16 protein-coding genes are annotated in these 16,876 nt (G+C 50.5%); 1 reads left to right on the top strand and 15 read right to left on the bottom strand.

Annotation, left to right across the window (positions count from 1 at the left end):
- Positions 1 to 5: 5 nt before the first annotated feature.
- The 7 genes from HPY81_05540 to HPY81_05510 all read right to left on the bottom strand — a co-directional run bounded on the left by HPY81_05540 (position 6) and on the right by HPY81_05510 (position 8,546).
- Entirely contained in the window at positions 6 to 1,607 is a 1,602-nt protein-coding gene (locus HPY81_05540; GenBank protein NPV26916.1) for a polysaccharide biosynthesis protein, read from the bottom strand.
- A 118-nt stretch (positions 1,608 to 1,725) separates the two neighbouring features.
- Entirely contained in the window at positions 1,726 to 2,289 is a 564-nt protein-coding gene (spoVT, locus tag HPY81_05535; GenBank protein NPV26915.1) for a stage V sporulation protein T, read from the bottom strand.
- 131 nt (positions 2,290 to 2,420) lie between these two features.
- Positions 2,421 to 3,437 carry a hypothetical protein gene (locus tag HPY81_05530; protein NPV26914.1) on the bottom strand — a complete coding sequence of 339 codons (1,017 nt, stop codon included), beginning with the start codon at positions 3,435 to 3,437 and terminating at the stop codon, positions 2,421 to 2,423.
- Positions 3,438 to 3,490: 53 nt separating this feature from the next.
- Positions 3,491 to 7,009 (bottom strand): transcription-repair coupling factor, encoded by a 3,519-nt coding sequence (mfd, locus tag HPY81_05525; GenBank protein ID NPV26913.1) that lies wholly within the window; start codon positions 7,007 to 7,009, stop codon positions 3,491 to 3,493.
- A gap of 119 nt (positions 7,010 to 7,128) precedes the next feature.
- A complete protein-coding gene (locus HPY81_05520) occupies positions 7,129 to 7,332 on the bottom strand; it encodes a DUF2757 family protein (GenBank protein ID NPV26912.1) in 204 nt (67 codons plus the stop codon).
- A gap of 67 nt (positions 7,333 to 7,399) precedes the next feature.
- Positions 7,400 to 7,786, bottom strand: a complete 387-nt coding sequence (locus HPY81_05515) for a hypothetical protein (protein ID NPV26911.1) — start codon at positions 7,784 to 7,786, stop codon at positions 7,400 to 7,402.
- A gap of 163 nt (positions 7,787 to 7,949) precedes the next feature.
- Positions 7,950 to 8,546: an aminoacyl-tRNA hydrolase gene (locus tag HPY81_05510; GenBank protein ID NPV26910.1), complete on the bottom strand. Its 597-nt coding sequence runs from the start codon at positions 8,544 to 8,546 to the stop codon at positions 7,950 to 7,952.
- A 283-nt stretch (positions 8,547 to 8,829) separates the two neighbouring features.
- Here HPY81_05510 and HPY81_05505 point away from each other — a divergent pair, with 283 nt between their 5' ends.
- Positions 8,830 to 9,651, top strand: coding sequence for a photosystem reaction center subunit H (locus HPY81_05505; protein NPV26909.1), 822 nt, complete (start codon positions 8,830 to 8,832; stop codon positions 9,649 to 9,651).
- Positions 9,652 to 9,698: 47 nt separating this feature from the next.
- Here the strand turns inward: HPY81_05505 and HPY81_05500 are convergent, their stop codons facing one another.
- The 8 genes from HPY81_05500 to spoIIR form a co-directional block, all read right to left on the bottom strand.
- Positions 9,699 to 10,646, bottom strand: a complete 948-nt coding sequence (locus HPY81_05500; GenBank protein NPV26908.1) for a ribose-phosphate pyrophosphokinase — start codon at positions 10,644 to 10,646, stop codon at positions 9,699 to 9,701.
- Positions 10,647 to 10,735: 89 nt separating this feature from the next.
- The gene (gene glmU / locus HPY81_05495; protein ID NPV26907.1) at positions 10,736 to 12,124 is read right to left on the bottom strand and encodes a bifunctional UDP-N-acetylglucosamine diphosphorylase/glucosamine-1-phosphate N-acetyltransferase GlmU; all 1,389 of its coding nucleotides are present in this window, start codon (positions 12,122 to 12,124) and stop codon (positions 10,736 to 10,738) included.
- 199 nt (positions 12,125 to 12,323) lie between these two features.
- Positions 12,324 to 12,578: a septation regulator SpoVG gene (spoVG, locus tag HPY81_05490; protein ID NPV26906.1), complete on the bottom strand. Its 255-nt coding sequence runs from the start codon at positions 12,576 to 12,578 to the stop codon at positions 12,324 to 12,326.
- 105 nt (positions 12,579 to 12,683) lie between these two features.
- Complete coding sequence (gene purR, locus HPY81_05485) at positions 12,684 to 13,493, bottom strand: pur operon repressor (protein NPV26905.1); 810 nt, start codon at positions 13,491 to 13,493, stop codon at positions 12,684 to 12,686.
- A gap of 166 nt (positions 13,494 to 13,659) precedes the next feature.
- Entirely contained in the window at positions 13,660 to 14,454 is a 795-nt protein-coding gene (locus tag HPY81_05480; GenBank protein NPV26904.1) for an NTP transferase domain-containing protein, read from the bottom strand.
- A 28-nt stretch (positions 14,455 to 14,482) separates the two neighbouring features.
- Complete coding sequence (locus HPY81_05475) at positions 14,483 to 15,175, bottom strand: GntR family transcriptional regulator (GenBank protein NPV26903.1); 693 nt, start codon at positions 15,173 to 15,175, stop codon at positions 14,483 to 14,485.
- 61 nt (positions 15,176 to 15,236) lie between these two features.
- Positions 15,237 to 16,088 carry a 4-(cytidine 5'-diphospho)-2-C-methyl-D-erythritol kinase gene (locus HPY81_05470; protein NPV26902.1) on the bottom strand — a complete coding sequence of 284 codons (852 nt, stop codon included), beginning with the start codon at positions 16,086 to 16,088 and terminating at the stop codon, positions 15,237 to 15,239.
- Positions 16,089 to 16,190: 102 nt separating this feature from the next.
- Positions 16,191 to 16,811 (bottom strand): stage II sporulation protein R, encoded by a 621-nt coding sequence (spoIIR, locus tag HPY81_05465; GenBank protein ID NPV26901.1) that lies wholly within the window; start codon positions 16,809 to 16,811, stop codon positions 16,191 to 16,193.
- Positions 16,812 to 16,876: the final 65 nt, after the last annotated feature.

The raw sequence follows: 16,876 nt of genomic DNA, 5'->3' as shown, positions 1-16,876 counted from the left end.
TATATCTAACCCCTTATCCATCTTAAGTCCTGAAAAACATTCGCCAGCCGCGGCCCGATCCAGGGAATCAGTCCCAACTCCCTGGTAGTCAGTCCACCAACAAGTAGCAGACTGACACCGTAGCTAATCATCCCTACCGCGATGACCGCCAGGGTAGTCAGCTCTGGCAGTGCCCAAGCCAAGGTTAGAGTCTGATTAGCCCAGATCACGCACGCCCCCATAATTGTAACAGCCAATCCAGGTTTTAGCAAGAGTGACACCCAATTGGGGGTGTAACCAATCAAGCCAAACAAACTGTAAAAATTAAGGGTGGCCGCCACGAGAAAAGTTACGTTTGTTCCAATGGCCGGTCCTCTAATACCCAAGCCCGGCAGGACGGTCAAATAATAATTAAGAAAAATTTTAAAAGCAGCACCGATGATCAGACTGCGTACGGGTAGCATCGTCCTGCCCAAACCCTGTAAGGCCCCGGCTGAGACTTGATACATTCCGAGAAAAACAATTGAAGGGGCCAAGACCTTGAGTGGAACACCCGCCGTTGGGACATTGTAAAGGAGATGCATAATTTCCTCCGCCAGGAGCCACATGCCAACCGCTGCAGGCAAACATAAAAGGAGACTGGCCCGTAACGCCAGGGACAGCTGTTCGCCAACCTGCTTGACTCTTCCTCGAGCTGCCGCCTCCGAAATAGCCGGCACCAGACTGGTCGTAATCGCTGTCGTGATAATCGTCGGCAGATTGATCAGGGTCCCCGCCATCCCTGATAATTCACCATAAAGGCCGGTCGCCTCTTCCACGGTGAAGCCAGCGACCTGCAGACGTAGCGGCACAAGCACTGCATCTAGGGTTTGCACCACCGGCATAACCAAGGCTCCCAGTGAAGCTGGCACAGCCAGAACCAGTAAGCGATATGTTAGCTCAACCATCCCCTCACGGGGCGTTGACTTGACCTTATTCCCGGCATGGTCGCGCATGCAAAACCAGGTATAAAATAGCAGGAGAGTGATTAATCCGGCCGCACCACCGGCTACTGCGCCAAAAGCAGCCCCGGCAGCCGCAAACTCGACACCATAAGACATCAAGAGCAAGGCAGCCGTCAGAACTGTGCCAACCCGCACTAATTGCTCTACGACCTGGGAAACGCCAGTCGGCATCATCCACTGCAATCCCTGAAAATATCCTCGGAAAGCCGACATGACTGCCCCAAAGAAAACCGCCGGTGAGACCGCCAGGATCGAATACATCGCCCGTCGGTCGTGGAGCACTTGAAAAGCCAGCCAATCCGCCCAATGATACAGTCCATACGACATCACCGCACCCAGAGTGGCCAGAAGCACTAAAGCCAGATAAAGTACCTGGCGACCTCCCCAACGATCACCACGCGCATTTTTTTCTGCCACCAAAATGGAAATCGCGATTGGTAAGCCGGCAGTGGATAAGGCCAGCACTGTGGTATAAATTGGATAAGCCATTTGGTAGAGACCAATTCCTTCTGCTCCCACCAGACGAGCAAAGGGAATTCGGTACAGGACCCCGAAAAACCGGCTGAGCAAACCTGCTACAGTCAAGATCATCGCCCCAAAGAGAAATGAATTTTGTCTGGTCATCAGTCCACTACCACCCTGTTAACCAAAAATTTTAAGGCGGCGTAACCCTCGCCACCTCTGTAATCGAGTCGAATCTTATGGGGTTTTTGAATAATGAGACCTGAAAGGGGTTATCAGCCTATTGCTCCATCTGTTTGGCCAGGAAACCAGCAGCAGTTTCCGCTAATTTCAGCTCCATGTCACCCATCTTGACATTCGGATCCTTGGACATCAAAATGACGGCACCGATGGGATCGCCCTCGGCAATGATCGGAGCAACCACTTTCGCCGAAAGCTTGCACTCCTCGTCATCCTCAATCGCCGGACAACCTTTACAATAAGCATGTTCTCCCGCTTGATTGATTAATACCGGCTTACGGTCTTCCATAACTCTCTCGACCGCTGGATCAAGTGGCTTATTCATAAATTCTTTCTTGGGTGCACCAGCTACTGCGATAATGTGGTCGCGGTCAGCAATGCAAGCAATATGACCAATCGCTTCATGCAGGGAGTCCGCATATTCCTTAGCAAAGTCACCCAGTTCACCGATAGGGGAATATTTTTTAAGAATAACTTCTCCTTCACGATCGACAAATATTTCGAGCGGGTCACCTTCTCTAATTCTTAGGGTCCGGCGTATCTCCTTCGGGATAACGACCCGTCCCAGGTCATCGATCCGCCTCACAATGCCGGTGGCTTTCATAACGCAAACTATCCCTCCTTTTCATACAGTTCTATCCTCTGTAACCTTTCACTGATAGTATATAACCCCGTTACATGAATTATTCATTTTTTTCCACAAAAAAGCGTGCCCTGCGGCACGCTTTCTCACCCTTAATTTTTTTGTCCCTCCGCCCCGGGACCTTCAGATGGAGCTGAAGCCGGCTGAGCTGGCTGGGAGTCACCTGACTTGACAATATTTGCCTTTTGTTTAAGTTCTTCGACAAAACGATGAAATTTCTCGGTTTGTTTTTGCCTGGTTAATTCACTCTCGATCTGATTCTTGGCTTCTTCATATGTCTGCTGTCTGGCTGGCCGACGATCCTCCACCTTGATTACATGAAAACCATAATCAGTCTTTACTGGCTGGATGGTAAATTCTCCTGCCTTTAAAGCAAAGGCCGCTTGCTTAAATTCGGGCACAAAGTTAGTGTCTTCATCAATATACCCCAAATCACCCTGGTTCTCCTTCGCTGTCGGGTCGGTAGATTTCTCGCTGGCGAGTTTGGCAAAATCCGCGCCGCCTTTGAGGTCTTTGATTACCTGTTCAGCTTCCTCCTTGGTAGGTAGCAGGATGTGACGAACATGCCACTGCTCAGGAGTTACAAATAGACCTTTGTTTTGGTCGTAGTAGTTTTTGACCTCGGATTCGTCCACCTTGACGTCAGCAATCACCTGATCATAAAGTTTCTCTATCAGGAGCTGGTCGGCCAAATACTTTTTGTATTCACGTTCACTGATTTTCAGTTCTTCCTTGAGAATTTTTTGAAACTCCTGTTCTCCGCCAACCATCTGCTTATCCTGGTTGAGACGGTCTTTGACTTCTTGATCCTTAACCTTTAACCCCTGTTTTTTCGCTTCCTGAAGCAGAAGCTTCTCGGCCACTAATTGGTCCAGAACCATTTCTTTCAGGCTGTCCATGAGCTTCTGCCCACTTTCGTCCTCGAATTTAATGCCATACTGCTGTTCATACATCCGCTGCAGATCACTGACACGCTGTTCGAACTCTTTCTTTGTAATCGCTTCACCGTTGACTTGCCCAACCGTCTCCTTGGTAGTACTGCACCCGGCTAACCCAACCAATAAAATCAGAGCGAGAATGGCTACTTGCGGGAAAATCCGTTTAAACATGAGACATTAACCTCCCTATTTTTAGAACAGGCCCATTATACCAGAAACTGAATTTAGCCCGCAAGCGATTTAACCTCCCAAAATATCCCTTCTAACAGCCCCAGGAGTTCTTGTTGCTCTAAACCTCGAGTCCTGACAATAAATTCCGGGGTCCGCTGGCTGATCTCCAAACGCCAGCGGTATTTCTGGGTTAAACGAGCTATTTTCTCTGGATTAATTGTTGGCGTATGCGTAAATCTGATCCGCAAAGCATCCTTTTCCTGTTGGATGCTGGCTACCGCTACTTCCTGAGCCAGGGCTTTAATGCGGGTAACACAGATCAGATTCTCCAGGGAAGGCGGTAGCGGTCCGTAGCGATCCCGTAGTTCCGCGGACAATTCGTCTGTCTCCGCTGGTGTCTTAACCAAGATGATCCGCTTGTACAGTTCCATCTTCAACCGGGCGTCGGGGATGTAATCATCTGGAATATAAGTATCCACCGGCAGTTCAACCGTCGGGGCTGTCCTTTCCATGGCTGGCTTTTGCCCTTTTAGCTCCAGAACCGCCTCTTCTAAAAGCCGGTTGTATAAGTCAAAACCAACCGCTGCCATATGACCGTGCTGCTCCGCCCCCAGAATATTGCCGGCACCCCGGATTTCCAGATCACGGAGGGCAATCTTGAAGCCCGAACCAAACTCCGTAAACTCGCGGATAGCTTGTAACCGTTTTTCTGCGCTCTCTGATAACACGCGATCTTTGCGGTAAGTAAAGTAAGCATAAGCCAACCGGTTAGAGCGCCCCACCCGCCCTCGTAATTGATAAAGCTGAGACAAGCCCAGGTGGTCGGCCTCACTAACGATCAGGGTATTCACATTGGGAATGTCTAAACCTGATTCAATGATCGAGGTACAGATCAGCACATCGTACTCCCCGTTGATAAAGTCAAGCATGACGCGTTCCAAATGGTCTTCCCGCATCTGGCCGTGAGCCATACCTAATCGGGCTTCTGGAACCAGCATTCGCAGTTCCCGGTAGAACCGGTCAAGGTCAGTAATTCGATTATGCACAAAAAAGACTTGTCCGCCCCGCCTCAACTCCCGACGGATCACCTCACGGACCAATTCGGGACTGTATTCAACCACAAACGTCTGCACGGGAAAACGGTCTTCCGGCGGCGTCTCGATAATACTCATGTCACGCACCCCGACCAGAGACATGTGCAGGGTCCGGGGAATGGGGGTCGCCGTTAGGGTTAAGACATCGACATTCTGTTTTAAACGCTTAAGTTTTTCTTTGTGAGCTACCCCAAACCGCTGTTCCTCATCCACGATCAGCAGGCCCAGGTCGTGAAACTTGATGTCATCCGAAAGCAGCCGATGCGTGCCAATCACGATGTCCACGGAACCATCGGCAATCCTTTCGACGATCTGCTTTTGTTCTTTGGGCGTCTTGAAGCGGCTAATCACCTCAATATTTACCGGGTAGCCGGCAAAGCGGTCACAAAAAGTCCGGTGGTGCTGCTGCGCCAGTACCGTTGTTGGCACCAGGACAGCCACCTGCTTGCTGTCCATCACCGCCTTGAAGGCGGCCCGAATTGCTACCTCGGTCTTACCGTAACCCACGTCTCCACACAGCAGGCGGTCCATTGGCCGCGGTTTCATCATATCCTGTTTAACTTCTTCAATCGACTGCAGCTGGTCGGGGGTTTCCTCGTAAGGAAAAGCAGCCTCAAACTCTTGCTGCCAGACAGTGTCCGGCGAAAACTGAAAACCGGGCAAAGCCTCTCGGGCCGCGTACAGCTCCAGCAGTTCTTTGGCCATCTCGCGCACGGACTCTTTAACCTTCGCCTTGGCCCGGGCCCATTCCGTCCCACCCAACCGGTTGATTCGCGGCGCCACCCCTTCTGAGCCGATGTATTTCTGGATTAGATCAACCTGGTCAGTTGGCACATACAGTCGATCCTCCCCCTGGTACTGGATCAGCAGATAATCCTTCTGAACCCCGCCAACGTTAACCTTCTCAACACCCTGGTAGCGGCCGATCCCGTGGTGAACGTGAACCACGTAATCCCCTACCTTTAGATCCGTAAAAGTCTCAATCCTCGCCCCTGCTGTCGTCGCTGATTGCCGGCGGCGGGGCTTTTTGATCTCACCAAAGATTTCTTTTTCAGTGAGGACCACCAGCTTCGCGGTGTCCCAGGCAAACCCGCTCTCCAATAACCCTTCGCGAATTAAGACCTGACCGGGCTCAAGCTTATTCTCCCGTAGTTGTCCTACTGTAGCGATAATCCCATACTCCCAAAGGGTTTGCTGCAGATAATCAGCCCGACTGGCATTAGAAACAAGCAAAACAACCGCTCGCTGGTGCTGCTGCCAGCCACGGATCTCATCGGCCAGCATCCGTATCTGCCCTATGAAGCGGGGAACCGGTTTACCCGTCACGTTGATCAGATTTTGCGGTTTTAAGAATGGTATATTTTTCGGCAATAGCGTGAAGGCGACGAGCGAATAGCTGCTGGTCCCGACCATCAACTCCGAAAAGTTGGCCCAGACAGCTTGCTGGTTGGGAAGGGTCGCCCCGTCCTCAACCAGGTGCAGCCAGGTATCGGAAATCTCTTTTTCTATGTGCTCCATCGTCTCGGCAAGCCGGAGCGGTTCGTCCAAACAGACGATCGTCTGAGGTGACAGGTAGTCAAACAAAGTATCCAATTTAGGGAAAAACAAATGCTTTAAAGCACTAAATTCTTCGCCCACGATCGAGTTGCCCAGTTTTTCCAGGTAAACCTGCCCCTTGTCGGTCAGACGGCGAACAGCGGCGGCTGTCCCCCGTTTTTTTAGGTGCTTAACGGCCACTGGCAATTCAGCGCTTAGTTGGTCGATTGCCCGTTGAATCGCCCCACGATCCACAACAAGTTCTCGAGCCGGACCGATGATAACCTGATCAACAGGACTTATTGAACGCTGGGTCGTTACCTCAAATTGACGAATCGACTCAATCTCATCGTCAAACATCTCGATGCGAAAGGGGTGCCGGTGGGTGAGGGTATAAACATCAAGGATCCCGCCACGGATGCTGAATTGCCCCGGCCCTTCAACCAGATCGGTTCGCTCGTATCCCAGGCTAACCAGCCGTAAAGAGACTTCAGGCAAAGCCAGCTGCATCCCTGGCCGCAGCGCGAGGTACGACCGCTGCCAAACATCGAGCGGAACCAACTTTTGGGCCAGGCTTTCAATCGGGGTGACCACAATCCCCGGTTTACCCAAATAAAGATGTTCCAGTACGGCCAAGCGCTGGCCAACTACTTCCGGACTCTGGGCCACCACCCCAAAAGGCAGCGGGTTTGCCGGTGGGAACAGTAACACCTGTTCATCAGGCAGGAAGGTGCTGAGGTCAGTCACCACCTTCTGAGCCCCATCAATGTGGGCAGTCACCACCAGGAGGTTTTTGGCCTTCCGTTGCAAACCGGCCACGAGCAAATTTCTTTGCGAACCACTGGCTCCACAAATCAGTTGAGGAGACTTCCCTTGCTGCCATCCGGCCAGGAGTTGCTGAAATTCGGGTACCTCACCCAGCCGATTGAGTATTTCCTGCATTGTTGTCCCCCTTTTCGGCTCAACGCCAAAAGTCGGACGCCCTAAAAGGACCCCCTCAATCAATAAAACAAAACATTAAAGCTAAAGAAACGGCTTTAGCGAAATGCTAAAGCCGATGTCTAATGCCTGAAATACGGATGGTGAATGGTCCACCGTTCATCAAAGTCAAGTCCCAAAGAGGAAATACACTCATCGCAAAGGGTCTTGACTAACATTCGCCCCTGTTCATAATCAAGTTCAATTATATCTTGTCGCTCTTCCTCCGTCAAGTCAGTCAGTCCAAGCCCTTCTTCGTCAAAGGTTGAACCGTCGAACTCTCCCATAACGTCTTCGCAGCATTCGCAAACGTAGCAGATTTTCAAACTAAGCGTCCTCCTTCACAGGCTTAGTTTAACGCCTAGCAAACTCGTGCAGAACCAGGTAATTCCAGGCCGTATGCACCATCGCCGAGCTAAGCACGGCAACAAGCCACTCACCGGTTACTACATAAACCAGAACTGTCAGGAAGCCAAACCCGGCATGCCCGAGGAAGCTGATCACCGAGGCAGAAACATTTTCCCGAGCGTGCTTGGCAAGATCATAAACAGCTTCCACGCTGCCAAAGGTAAAGTGGCTCAGCCAGACTGAACCGCCAAACAAGACAGCCACATACGTCTTCAGCAGTTCTTCCACAAAAGGAAGTATGATTAGCAGGCGCGGGTTACCTTGGTTAGCAACCCAACTATTCACGACCCAGGCCATCCCCGCGGCCAAAAGCCCCGCCAGTAAACCCTTCATTAACCGCCGCCACCAAAAACCTGTCTGTATTCAGGGGTTGAGGCTTCCAGAAAAGCCAATTTAGATCCCGATCCCGCATCAAATTTCTGATGCCTCTATAGTATCGACTGAAGGTCTGCCTGATATACAAACAAAAACCTCGGATGACCGAGGTTTTCGATAACTACTCTTCAGCATTGTATTGATTCATGGCTACCTCAATCCCCTGCTCCAGCCAGGTTTCAACCACCTCGTGTATATTGCTGAGAATATTATCAATGACTTCCTGCTCCGCTGGTAAAAAGGGGTGCAGGACGTAGTCAACTGTCTCTGTTTTGCTCGGTGGTCGACCGATACCGATTCTGATCCGGCTGAATTGATCTGTACCAAGCAGTTGAATAATTGACTGGAGCCCCCGGTGTCCGCCGGCTCCGCCCCGGGCTCTGAGCCGAATTCGGCCAACCGGCAAATCCAGATCATCGTAGATCACCAAGATGTCCTGCGGGGTCAACTGATAGGCTTGAACAAACCCCTTGACCGCCTGCCCGCTCAGGTTCATAAACGTTTGGGGCTTGATCAAGACAACCTTGGCTACCCCAACTCTTCCCTCGCCCCATAACGCCTGATACTTACTTTTCCGGACTGGGATTCCCCACTGGGACGACAGATGGTCAATGGCCATAAAACCTAAATTATGCCGTGTCCGGCTATACTCTTCACCGGGGTTACCCAGCCCAATGATTAATTTGTGCTCCCGCCCGCTCTTATTTGTTCCAAACAACCTCCTAGCCCATCCAAAATCCACGGCTGGCTCCCCCCAAGCGCTTGATAATCTCAACAATACCCAATGATATTGTAGGTCTGATCAACCCCAGGTGACAAGCTCAAATTGATTTGCGCATGAATAAAGTACAGCCAGCGCTGTACCTTTGATTTACACAAGCATTTATCCTTGGTGGCACGCGACCGAAATTATCTAGCCGCAATATTTGGCATATCAAACCTGAAAAGTGAATATTATTGAGTATGAAAACTGGGACAATTGGGAAAGGGAGGGAAAGGAAGTGAGCAGCGTCAAACGAAGCCGTAGATTTTTCTCCATGCCGATCGTAAGTGTCGAAGAAGGTCAGCAAATCGGCTATGTTAAGAATCTGGTCGTCAACGCAGCCACCCTGGAAGTGGTAGCCCTTTTAGTTGAACCAAAAGGCTTGTTTAAAGAGCAGAAGGTAATCCCGTACACACGAGTTAAAAGCATTGGCGAAGACGCCATTATCATTGAAAAAAGCGGCAGTGCAGAAAAGCCCGCTAATTTGCCACAGATTATGCAGTTGATCAAAGACAAGATCGAACTGGTCGGGACCAAAGTCATCGATGAAACTGGCCTTGCCCTGGGAGTAGTTGAAGAATATCTGGTTGAACCGACCAATGGCAAGATCATTTCCTTCGAAATCGGGGGTAAATTCCTGGATAGCCTGGTCAAAGGGAAAGCCTACTTACCGGCCGAAGAAATAAAGACTGTCGGTAAAGATGTGCTCATTGCCAAAGCCGAAGCTGGAGCGAAGTTGGTTCGAGTCGAAGCCGGCCTGCCCGAAACTTGGAAAAGCCTGAAAGAAGGGTCTTCACATCTGCTGGAGGCAACCCGGCGCAAGAGCAAAAACCTGGGGGAGGCCATCAGCAAAGGATGGCTACCGAAACGTGCAGGGAAAACCGCTTGTGACCAAGCCGGACAGTTGCCGGCAGAGGAATTGACCACGCCTGGGCCGCCACCGGCCCAGGAAGTAATTCAAGTTACTCCACCCACCGTCGATAGTAAATCACCCGCAAATGAAAATGAAACTCCTGCGGAGGAAGCAACGTCATCTAAAACAGAAGAACTGCCGAAATAGTACAAAACCCCTCGTCAACCATTTACCGCGGCGAGGGGTTTTTATTATCAATCAAACAGCTTACTCACCGACAGGTCCTCATGGATGCGAATAATCGCTTCCCCCAACAGTGGCGCTATTGAGAGGACCTTGATCTTATCAATCCGTTTTTCTGGCGGTAAGGGAATGGTGTTGGTGATGACAACCTCTTTTAAGACCGATTTCTCCAGTCTTTCCACCGCTTTACCCGAGAGAACAGCGTGGGTGCAGCAGGCATAGACCTCCCTGGCTCCCCGTTCCATCATTTCCTGCGCCCCCTGGGTAATCGTCCCCGCGGTATCGATAATATCGTCAATAATGATGACCGTCTTGTCTTTGACCGTCCCGATTACGTTCATGACTTCGGAGACATTTGGCTCGGGACGGCGTTTGTCAATGATCGCGATCGGGGCCTCGATCCGCTCCGCCAGGTCGCGGGCTCTGGTCACTCCCCCCACGTCAGGCGACAAAACCACCACATCTTCCAAGTTCTTATTGCGGAAGTATTCGGCCAAAATTGGTACGCCGGGTAGGTGGTCAACAGGAATATCGTAAAACCCCTGAATCTGCCCCGCGTGCAGGTCCATCGTGATCACCCGGTTGGCTCCCGCTCCGGTGATCAAATTAGCCACCAGCTTGGCCGTGATCGGGTCGCGTGCTCTAGTTTTTCGATCCTGTCGGCCGTAACCGTAGTAAGGAATAACCGCGTTGATTCTGGCTGCCGATGCGCGCCGAATGGCGTCAATCATAATCAAGAGTTCCATGAGATGTTCATTGGTTGGGGGGCAAGTCGGTTGCACCACAAAGACATCAACCCCGCGGACGCTTTCATCGATCGCGACACAGATTTCCCCATCAGAAAAACGGCTAACTTTGGCCGCTCCCACGTACACTCCAAGGTATTCGGCAATTTCTTCGGCTAAGGCTACATTGGCGTTTCCGGTAAATAACTTCAATCTCATATTCGCCCCGGACATGTGCACCCTCCTACTGGATAAAAACTTAACCTCAGAATGATTCTCTCTCGAGGGCCAATTCCCTCTTTTTCGACAAGAACATTTCTGAATCAATCATGCTGCGCGGAGCGATCCGTTCTTTTCTTTTTCACCCAATCACGTATAACCGTCTGTCGGCTGCGCTCGACAGCCAGAGAATCCGCGGGAACATCTTTAGTGATGGTTGAACCAGCACCGGTAACAGCGTTAGCCCCAATCTCCACCGGGGCAACCAGATTGGTGTTACTGCCTATGAAGGCTCCGTCACCGATTCTGGTCGGCCACTTACGTACACCATCGTAATTACAGGTAATCGTCCCGCACCCGATGTTCACGTTTCGACCAACGGTTGCGTCACCTACATAGGCCAGGTGCGGAATCTTGCTTCCTTCGCCAACCTTTGAATTCTTGATCTCCACAAAATCCCCCACCCGGTTCTTGCCGGCCAGTTCGGTCCCTGGCCGCAAATAGGCAAACGGACCAATAGTGCACTCATCCCCCACCAGGCTTTTCAACAAAACCGAATTTTGAATCTCCACCCGGTTACCGATCCGCGACTCAACAATCCTGGTCCCTGGCCCAATCACGCACTCGCACCCAATCCGGGTGCCCCTCTCAATAATGGTGTTGGGATAAATAATCGTATCTGGCTCAATTTCCACCTCATCATCAATAAAAGTTGTCGCCGGATCAATAATCGTTACGCCAGCCTCCATCAACCTAACCAGTTTACGGTAACGCAAGATCTTTTCGGCCTCTGCCAGTTGAACACGACTGTTGATCCCGTAGGTCTCCCGGGGATCTGCCGCCACTACGGCTCCCACCTTCTGGCCAGCTCCCCGTAGCACGCTCAGCACATCCGTCAGGTAGTACTCACCCTGGGCATTGGCGGGACTAATCTCCCCAAGCGCCTTAAACAAGGCCACTTTATCGAAACAGTATGTGCCGGTATTGATCTCCTGCACCCGCTTTTCTTCGGCCGAAGCATCTTTTTCCTCTACAATTCGCTCCACCAGGCCCTGCGCATCTCGGATAATCCGCCCATAACCAGATGGGTCGGTCAGGTTCGCCGTTAATACCGTCGCCGCCGCCCCTGTCTGCTGGTGCTCAGCCAATAGTATAGCCAATGTCTCTGCTCGCAGGAGTGGAGTATCGCCGCACAAAACCAACACTGTTTTAATTTCCTCCCCGATCAGCGGCTGCGCCTGCATGACCGCATGGCCGGTACCTAATTGCTCAGCCTGAATAGCATACCTGACTTGTTCACCCAAAGCAGCCTTGACCAGCTCTGCCTCGTGCCCGATCACCAGAATTTGCTGATTTATCCCTAAAGACTGCACAGCCTCCAGCACGTGTCTAACCATCGGTTTCCCTGCTACTTGGTGTAATACTTTAGGCAGGCGTGATTTCATTCTCGTTCCCTTACCAGCTGCCAGGATGACTGCTACGACTCCCTGCATGGCTGTTCCCCCTTTTATGACCGCTATTCTAATCATTTCATGCCTTAACGAAAGATATGCAGAATCCATAGCATACGCTTATTTTTTTCTACACAAACACTATTTTTCCTGTAAGTATTGGAAAAAACAAAGGAGCGAATCCGCTCCTTGCCATCATCCGACCTATTAAGCTAGCAAAAATTGTCTGTGGTATTCAAAGTTAAATGGCTTCCTGGTAAGCTTTCAACACCGCCCGTTGAAGTACCTCCCGGGCCGCTGACGAAATAGGATGCGCTATATCGCGAAATTCCCCCTCCGGGGTTTTTCGGCTGGGCATCGCTACAAACAATCCGTTTGGTCCCTCAACGACCTTTACATCATGGACAACAAATTCATCATCAAAAGTCACCGACACAATGGCCTTCATCTTGCCTTCGAGGTTAATCCGCCTGATCCTGACATCGGTAATATTCATCCTGTTCACCACCCTTCTCCCACTACAACTGCTCTAGCTGAAAAAGGAAATTAGGCAATTACTAATATTCTCCATTTCCTAAAATATCCCTGCTTTTACAAAAAATTATTTGACGGGTCGAATTAAAATTTCTCGTTTCACCTCGTCTAATTTTTCAAGACGGAGTAAGGCCAGGTAGTTGGCCACCAGTTTGTCAGGCGGTGAGGCGGTTTCCATAAAAAACCCCATCCCCAGAACTTCCGCTCGAAACTCATCCATCAGTTCCTGCATCCCTCTGGCTGTTCCCCCTGCCTTCATGAAATCATCGATGATAATAACCCGTGCTCCCGCCGGCATGGCCCGCCGGGGTAAGGACATACTTTGAATTCGCCGGGAAGAACCTGAAACATAATTAATGCTGACTGATGGGCCCTCTGTCACTCGGCTGTCGGCCCGCACAATGATCAAGGGAACATTGAAGGCCCGGGCGGTCATCAAAGCCAAAGGTATCCCTTTGGTTTCAATGGTCACAATAAAATCAGGGTCAAGATCAGCAAACCTGGTGGCAAAAATCTCACCCAACTGGCCGGCAATCTGGGGATCAAAAATAATATCCGTCATATAGAGAAAACCTCCCGGTAAGATCCGGTCCGGTTTGCTGAGTTTTTGGACTAACTCCAGTAACCATTCCTCGGTCCGGGCAGAATCCTGCCGCGGAACATACCGTACTCCTCCGGCTGCTCCTGGGATGGTTTCAATCTGTCCGAGCTGGTTTTCGTCAAAGGTCTGTCTGATGATCGCTAGGTCTTCACTGATAGTCGATTTGGCTGCCTGAAACTGCTGGGCAAAATAATTTAATGAAAAGATTGTCCTGGGCTGGTTGAGCAGGATCTTAGTCATGATCACGATGCGTTCACTTCTCCGGAGCTTATCCAGGGGCAATACCTCCATTTCACCGGCCAAGTTAGCCTGTATCCGAATATTTTTGCCGGTACAATCCTGTATTATTCCACTTTCTACAGGAAGTAGTAAATCCCTGCCTTATTGATAGACAAAAAAGAAAATTGACCATCAATTGAAAGTCAATTTTCTAATTTTAAACCTAATTTGTCAGGAGCACTTTTTCGGCCAGGCGCAGGTCACTCGGCTTATCCACATCCACACCGACTTCTGGATAAGTTGATATTACGGCTATACCGCGAATACCCAGGAGTTCAGAGACTTTTTCTTCTGCTTCTTTTAAAGTTAGCTGACGGAATAAAAATTTCAACACAAATCCCAGGCCAAATAATCGGCTTAATGCTACCGGGTTCTTGCGCCGGCGCACTATTTCTTGGGCTATGGCCGCACACCGCTCGACAATTGCTGGATTAACAAGAAAAAGATTACCACCCGTAAAGGTACCGTCTTTAAGCTTAACATAAGTTCGCTTGACGCCCGGGTATTTGCGTTCATTGGCTTCCCGCGGCACCACCGGATAGTGCAGATCTCCCGGCCGTCGTGCGCATAATTGAAGAAAATTCTCAATGGCCTCCGGGGTAATCAGCGGAATGTCCGAGGTGGCCACCAAAACCTGCTTTACTCCTGGATCACCATTGACCTGGCCGTGACTCATTTGGGTTAACGTCTTCAAGGCATTTTGCAGTGATTCGATGGCCGTCGCTCCTGACTCGGCTAAACCAACACTTGGATTATTCCCATAGAGAAAACGCAACTCAGCCACTGGTCCAGCAATCACCACCCGGTCGATTTGCGATAAGTCCTGGAGGGCTTTTACCACATATTCCACCATGGGGTGGCCACCAATGGGAATCAGCGCTTCATTTCTGGCCGGGCTGCATTCCCGCAGTGGCCCAGTATTTAAACTACCTGCTAAAACTACTGCATCAATTTTCATAGGTTTATTCCCCCTTCACCGGGAACATCTACTTCAAAATCAACCCACCTCGGCGAATTGCTTCAATCATACTGTTTTCCGCGTTCTCGATATGCTCCTGGGCTAGTGCCTGTGCCTGGGAAATATTACGATCCGAGATCGCCTCGGCTAGCTTCTTGTGTTCCTCCAAGGACTCCCGCATCCGGCCGGGATTAGAGAGTGAGACTGTTCGAAACCGGTGAATCTGTTCGCGCAGGTTGTTGATAATTGTCATCAACCGCTCGTTCCGGCTGGCCCTATAGATCAAATCATGAAATTCCACATCAGTCTCCACCAGGGTATCCAAATCATTGGCTTCAATAGCCTCAGCTTTGCGCACCAGGTTGCGCTCCATCTGTTCCATTTCTTCTTCTGTAATCCGCTCGGCTGCCAGACCAGCCGCCAGGGCCTCCAGAGCAGCACGAATCTCAAAAACATCGACCACGTCCTTCATGGAAATCCCCGCCACGTAAGCACCTTTACGGGGGATCATCACAACAAATCCTTCCAATTCCAACTTACGAATCGCTTCGCGAACTGGGGTCCGGCTGACGCCCATCTCTTCTGCCAGTTGCACTTCCATCAGTCGCTCCCCAGGCTTCAGTATCCCGCTGATAATCGCCTCTCGCAACGACTCGAATACAATCTCACGCAATGGTTTGTAATTATCAAGTTTGACTGGGATTAAACGTCTCTCTGACATCCGGTGTCCCCCCCCTGCTAAATATGGTGATTAATGGCGAGAAATTATGGTCATGCCATCGCTAAATGGTAGCAACAGCAAACACTTCCGCATAGCGAGACTGAAACTGTCGGGCGAGGTGCTCGGCCTGCGCCCGATCTGCTACCACCCCGAATACGGTTGGGCCACTTCCAGACATTAGGGCACCCAGGGCTCCCCTTACCAGCAGGTCGTCTTTGATCTGGCCTATTTCAGGGTACCAATCAAGGGTTACTGTTTCCAAAACATTGACCAGATTAGCACAAATCCGGTCCAGATCACCTGCTTGCAGGGCTTGGATCATTTCCGCGGTCTGCGGTCTCCGTTTAACCCGTTCAGGTCGAAATCCCTGGTATACTTTTGCCGTCGATACGGCAACTGAAGGCTTGACTAAAACCAGCCATATTGGTTTCGGCGTGGTTAAGGACATGAGTATCTCTCCTTTCCCGCGGGCAACTGCCGTCCCTTCAAGGAGGCAAAACGGGATATCCGCCCCTAACTCAGCCGCAATACTGATTAATTCCTCTAAACTCAGCCCTAATTCAAAAAGCTCATTTATTCCCTTAAGGGCAGCCGCCGCATCAGCGCTTCCCCCACCCAGACCGGCAGCCAGGGGAATGTTCTTCTCCAGGTGGATAGCCACCCCACCGGTCCACGGATGACGCTGGTGCAAGAGCTTAACCGCCCTGGTTACCAGATTGCTCTCATCCACTGGTAATGCCGGCTGATTACAACTCAGTTCAAAACCGCCCGGTAGCTGGCGAAACATCAGGTAATCCCGCAGGTCAATGCTCTGCATGATCATCTCGACTTCGTGGTAGCCATCAGGCCGTTTGCCTAAAACATCCAATGTGAGATTGATTTTCGCTGGGGCAGAGATTACTAAATCATACATGTTTAGCCCTTTTCTTAAATAATATAAGATATTTTATAAGTATATTAAATATTTTCTGCTAAAATCCTTTTTTGTCAACAGCCTCCCTGAATAAAATGCTTTCTACCAATTAATCAACTTGGCCAGTTGTCCGCGCTGAACCTGCAGCCACTCCAGAGATTTAAACCGAATCTGTGGTGGCAATTTAGCCACCCCTGGCTCCGGATTAACTCCCCGCTCTCTATTTTCTGCAATCCCGTTAGAAATATTAACAAAACATAAAGGGGGAAACAGGACACACCACCAGTTAGCCCCCTGGCCCTGTCCAATCACAATCCGGACCGCTTCATAGCGGCCGGCTGGTAAAGTAAACTGTCCGTATGACTTTGTTGGAAAGTCAAAATACCCGAAGTAAGTATAAACGGGATATTTCTCCCCTGCCCTGGCCACCGTACTGGCAGCAAGGGACTCAATCCGCGGTAGATTCTCGCCCAGCAATTGACGTACCTCATCAATACCCGACGCCCGGGCAAAAACTGGTTCCATTTCGGCAATTACCGCATCTCGGACCCGATATTTCAAAGCTTGATCCGCCGGACTATCGCTATTGGCAATCACATGCAGGCGAATCAATTGATTATTCACCGGCGCCGGTTCCCGGGGTACTGCCAGAGACAGCCTGAATAACCCAGCCTTTGATATAAACAGCAAAGCAACCATCATACCTAATATAAACTTCTTCATCTTTCCCACCTCTCCACTCCTTATCCTACTAATTCCAGTTTGACCAGAAGTGAAAGCTTTTAAAC

The organism is Bacillota bacterium (assembly GCA_013178045.1).
GTDB lineage: Bacteria > Bacillota > Ch66 > Ch66 > Ch66 > Ch66.
The sequence above is the reverse complement of the archived record's forward strand: the minus strand, read 5'-3'. Positions and strand labels throughout refer to the sequence as shown.

Bases quoted from the DNA above. Each gene is read 5' to 3' on its own strand.
- HPY81_05540 (NPV26916.1), bottom strand. From the start codon at position 1,607: ATGACCAGACAAAATTCATTTCTCTTTGGGGCGATGATCTTGACTGTA.
- spoVT (NPV26915.1), bottom strand. From the start codon at position 2,289: ATGAAAGCCACCGGCATTGTGAGGCGGATCGATGACCTGGGACGGGTC.
- HPY81_05530 (NPV26914.1), bottom strand. From the start codon at position 3,437: ATGTTTAAACGGATTTTCCCGCAAGTAGCCATTCTCGCTCTGATTTTA.
- mfd (NPV26913.1), bottom strand. From the start codon at position 7,009: ATGCAGGAAATACTCAATCGGCTGGGTGAGGTACCCGAATTTCAGCAA.
- HPY81_05520 (NPV26912.1), bottom strand. From the start codon at position 7,332: ATGGGAGAGTTCGACGGTTCAACCTTTGACGAAGAAGGGCTTGGACTG.
- HPY81_05515 (NPV26911.1), bottom strand. From the start codon at position 7,786: ATGAAGGGTTTACTGGCGGGGCTTTTGGCCGCGGGGATGGCCTGGGTC.
- HPY81_05500 (NPV26908.1), bottom strand. From the start codon at position 10,646: ATGTCCGGGGCGAATATGAGATTGAAGTTATTTACCGGAAACGCCAAT.
- glmU (NPV26907.1), bottom strand. From the start codon at position 12,124: ATGCAGGGAGTCGTAGCAGTCATCCTGGCAGCTGGTAAGGGAACGAGA.
- spoVG (NPV26906.1), bottom strand. From the start codon at position 12,578: ATGAATATTACCGATGTCAGGATCAGGCGGATTAACCTCGAAGGCAAG.
- HPY81_05480 (NPV26904.1), bottom strand. From the start codon at position 14,454: ATGAAAATTGATGCAGTAGTTTTAGCAGGTAGTTTAAATACTGGGCCA.
- HPY81_05475 (NPV26903.1), bottom strand. From the start codon at position 15,175: ATGTCAGAGAGACGTTTAATCCCAGTCAAACTTGATAATTACAAACCA.
- HPY81_05470 (NPV26902.1), bottom strand. From the start codon at position 16,088: ATGTATGATTTAGTAATCTCTGCCCCAGCGAAAATCAATCTCACATTG.
- spoIIR (NPV26901.1), bottom strand. From the start codon at position 16,811: ATGAAGAAGTTTATATTAGGTATGATGGTTGCTTTGCTGTTTATATCA.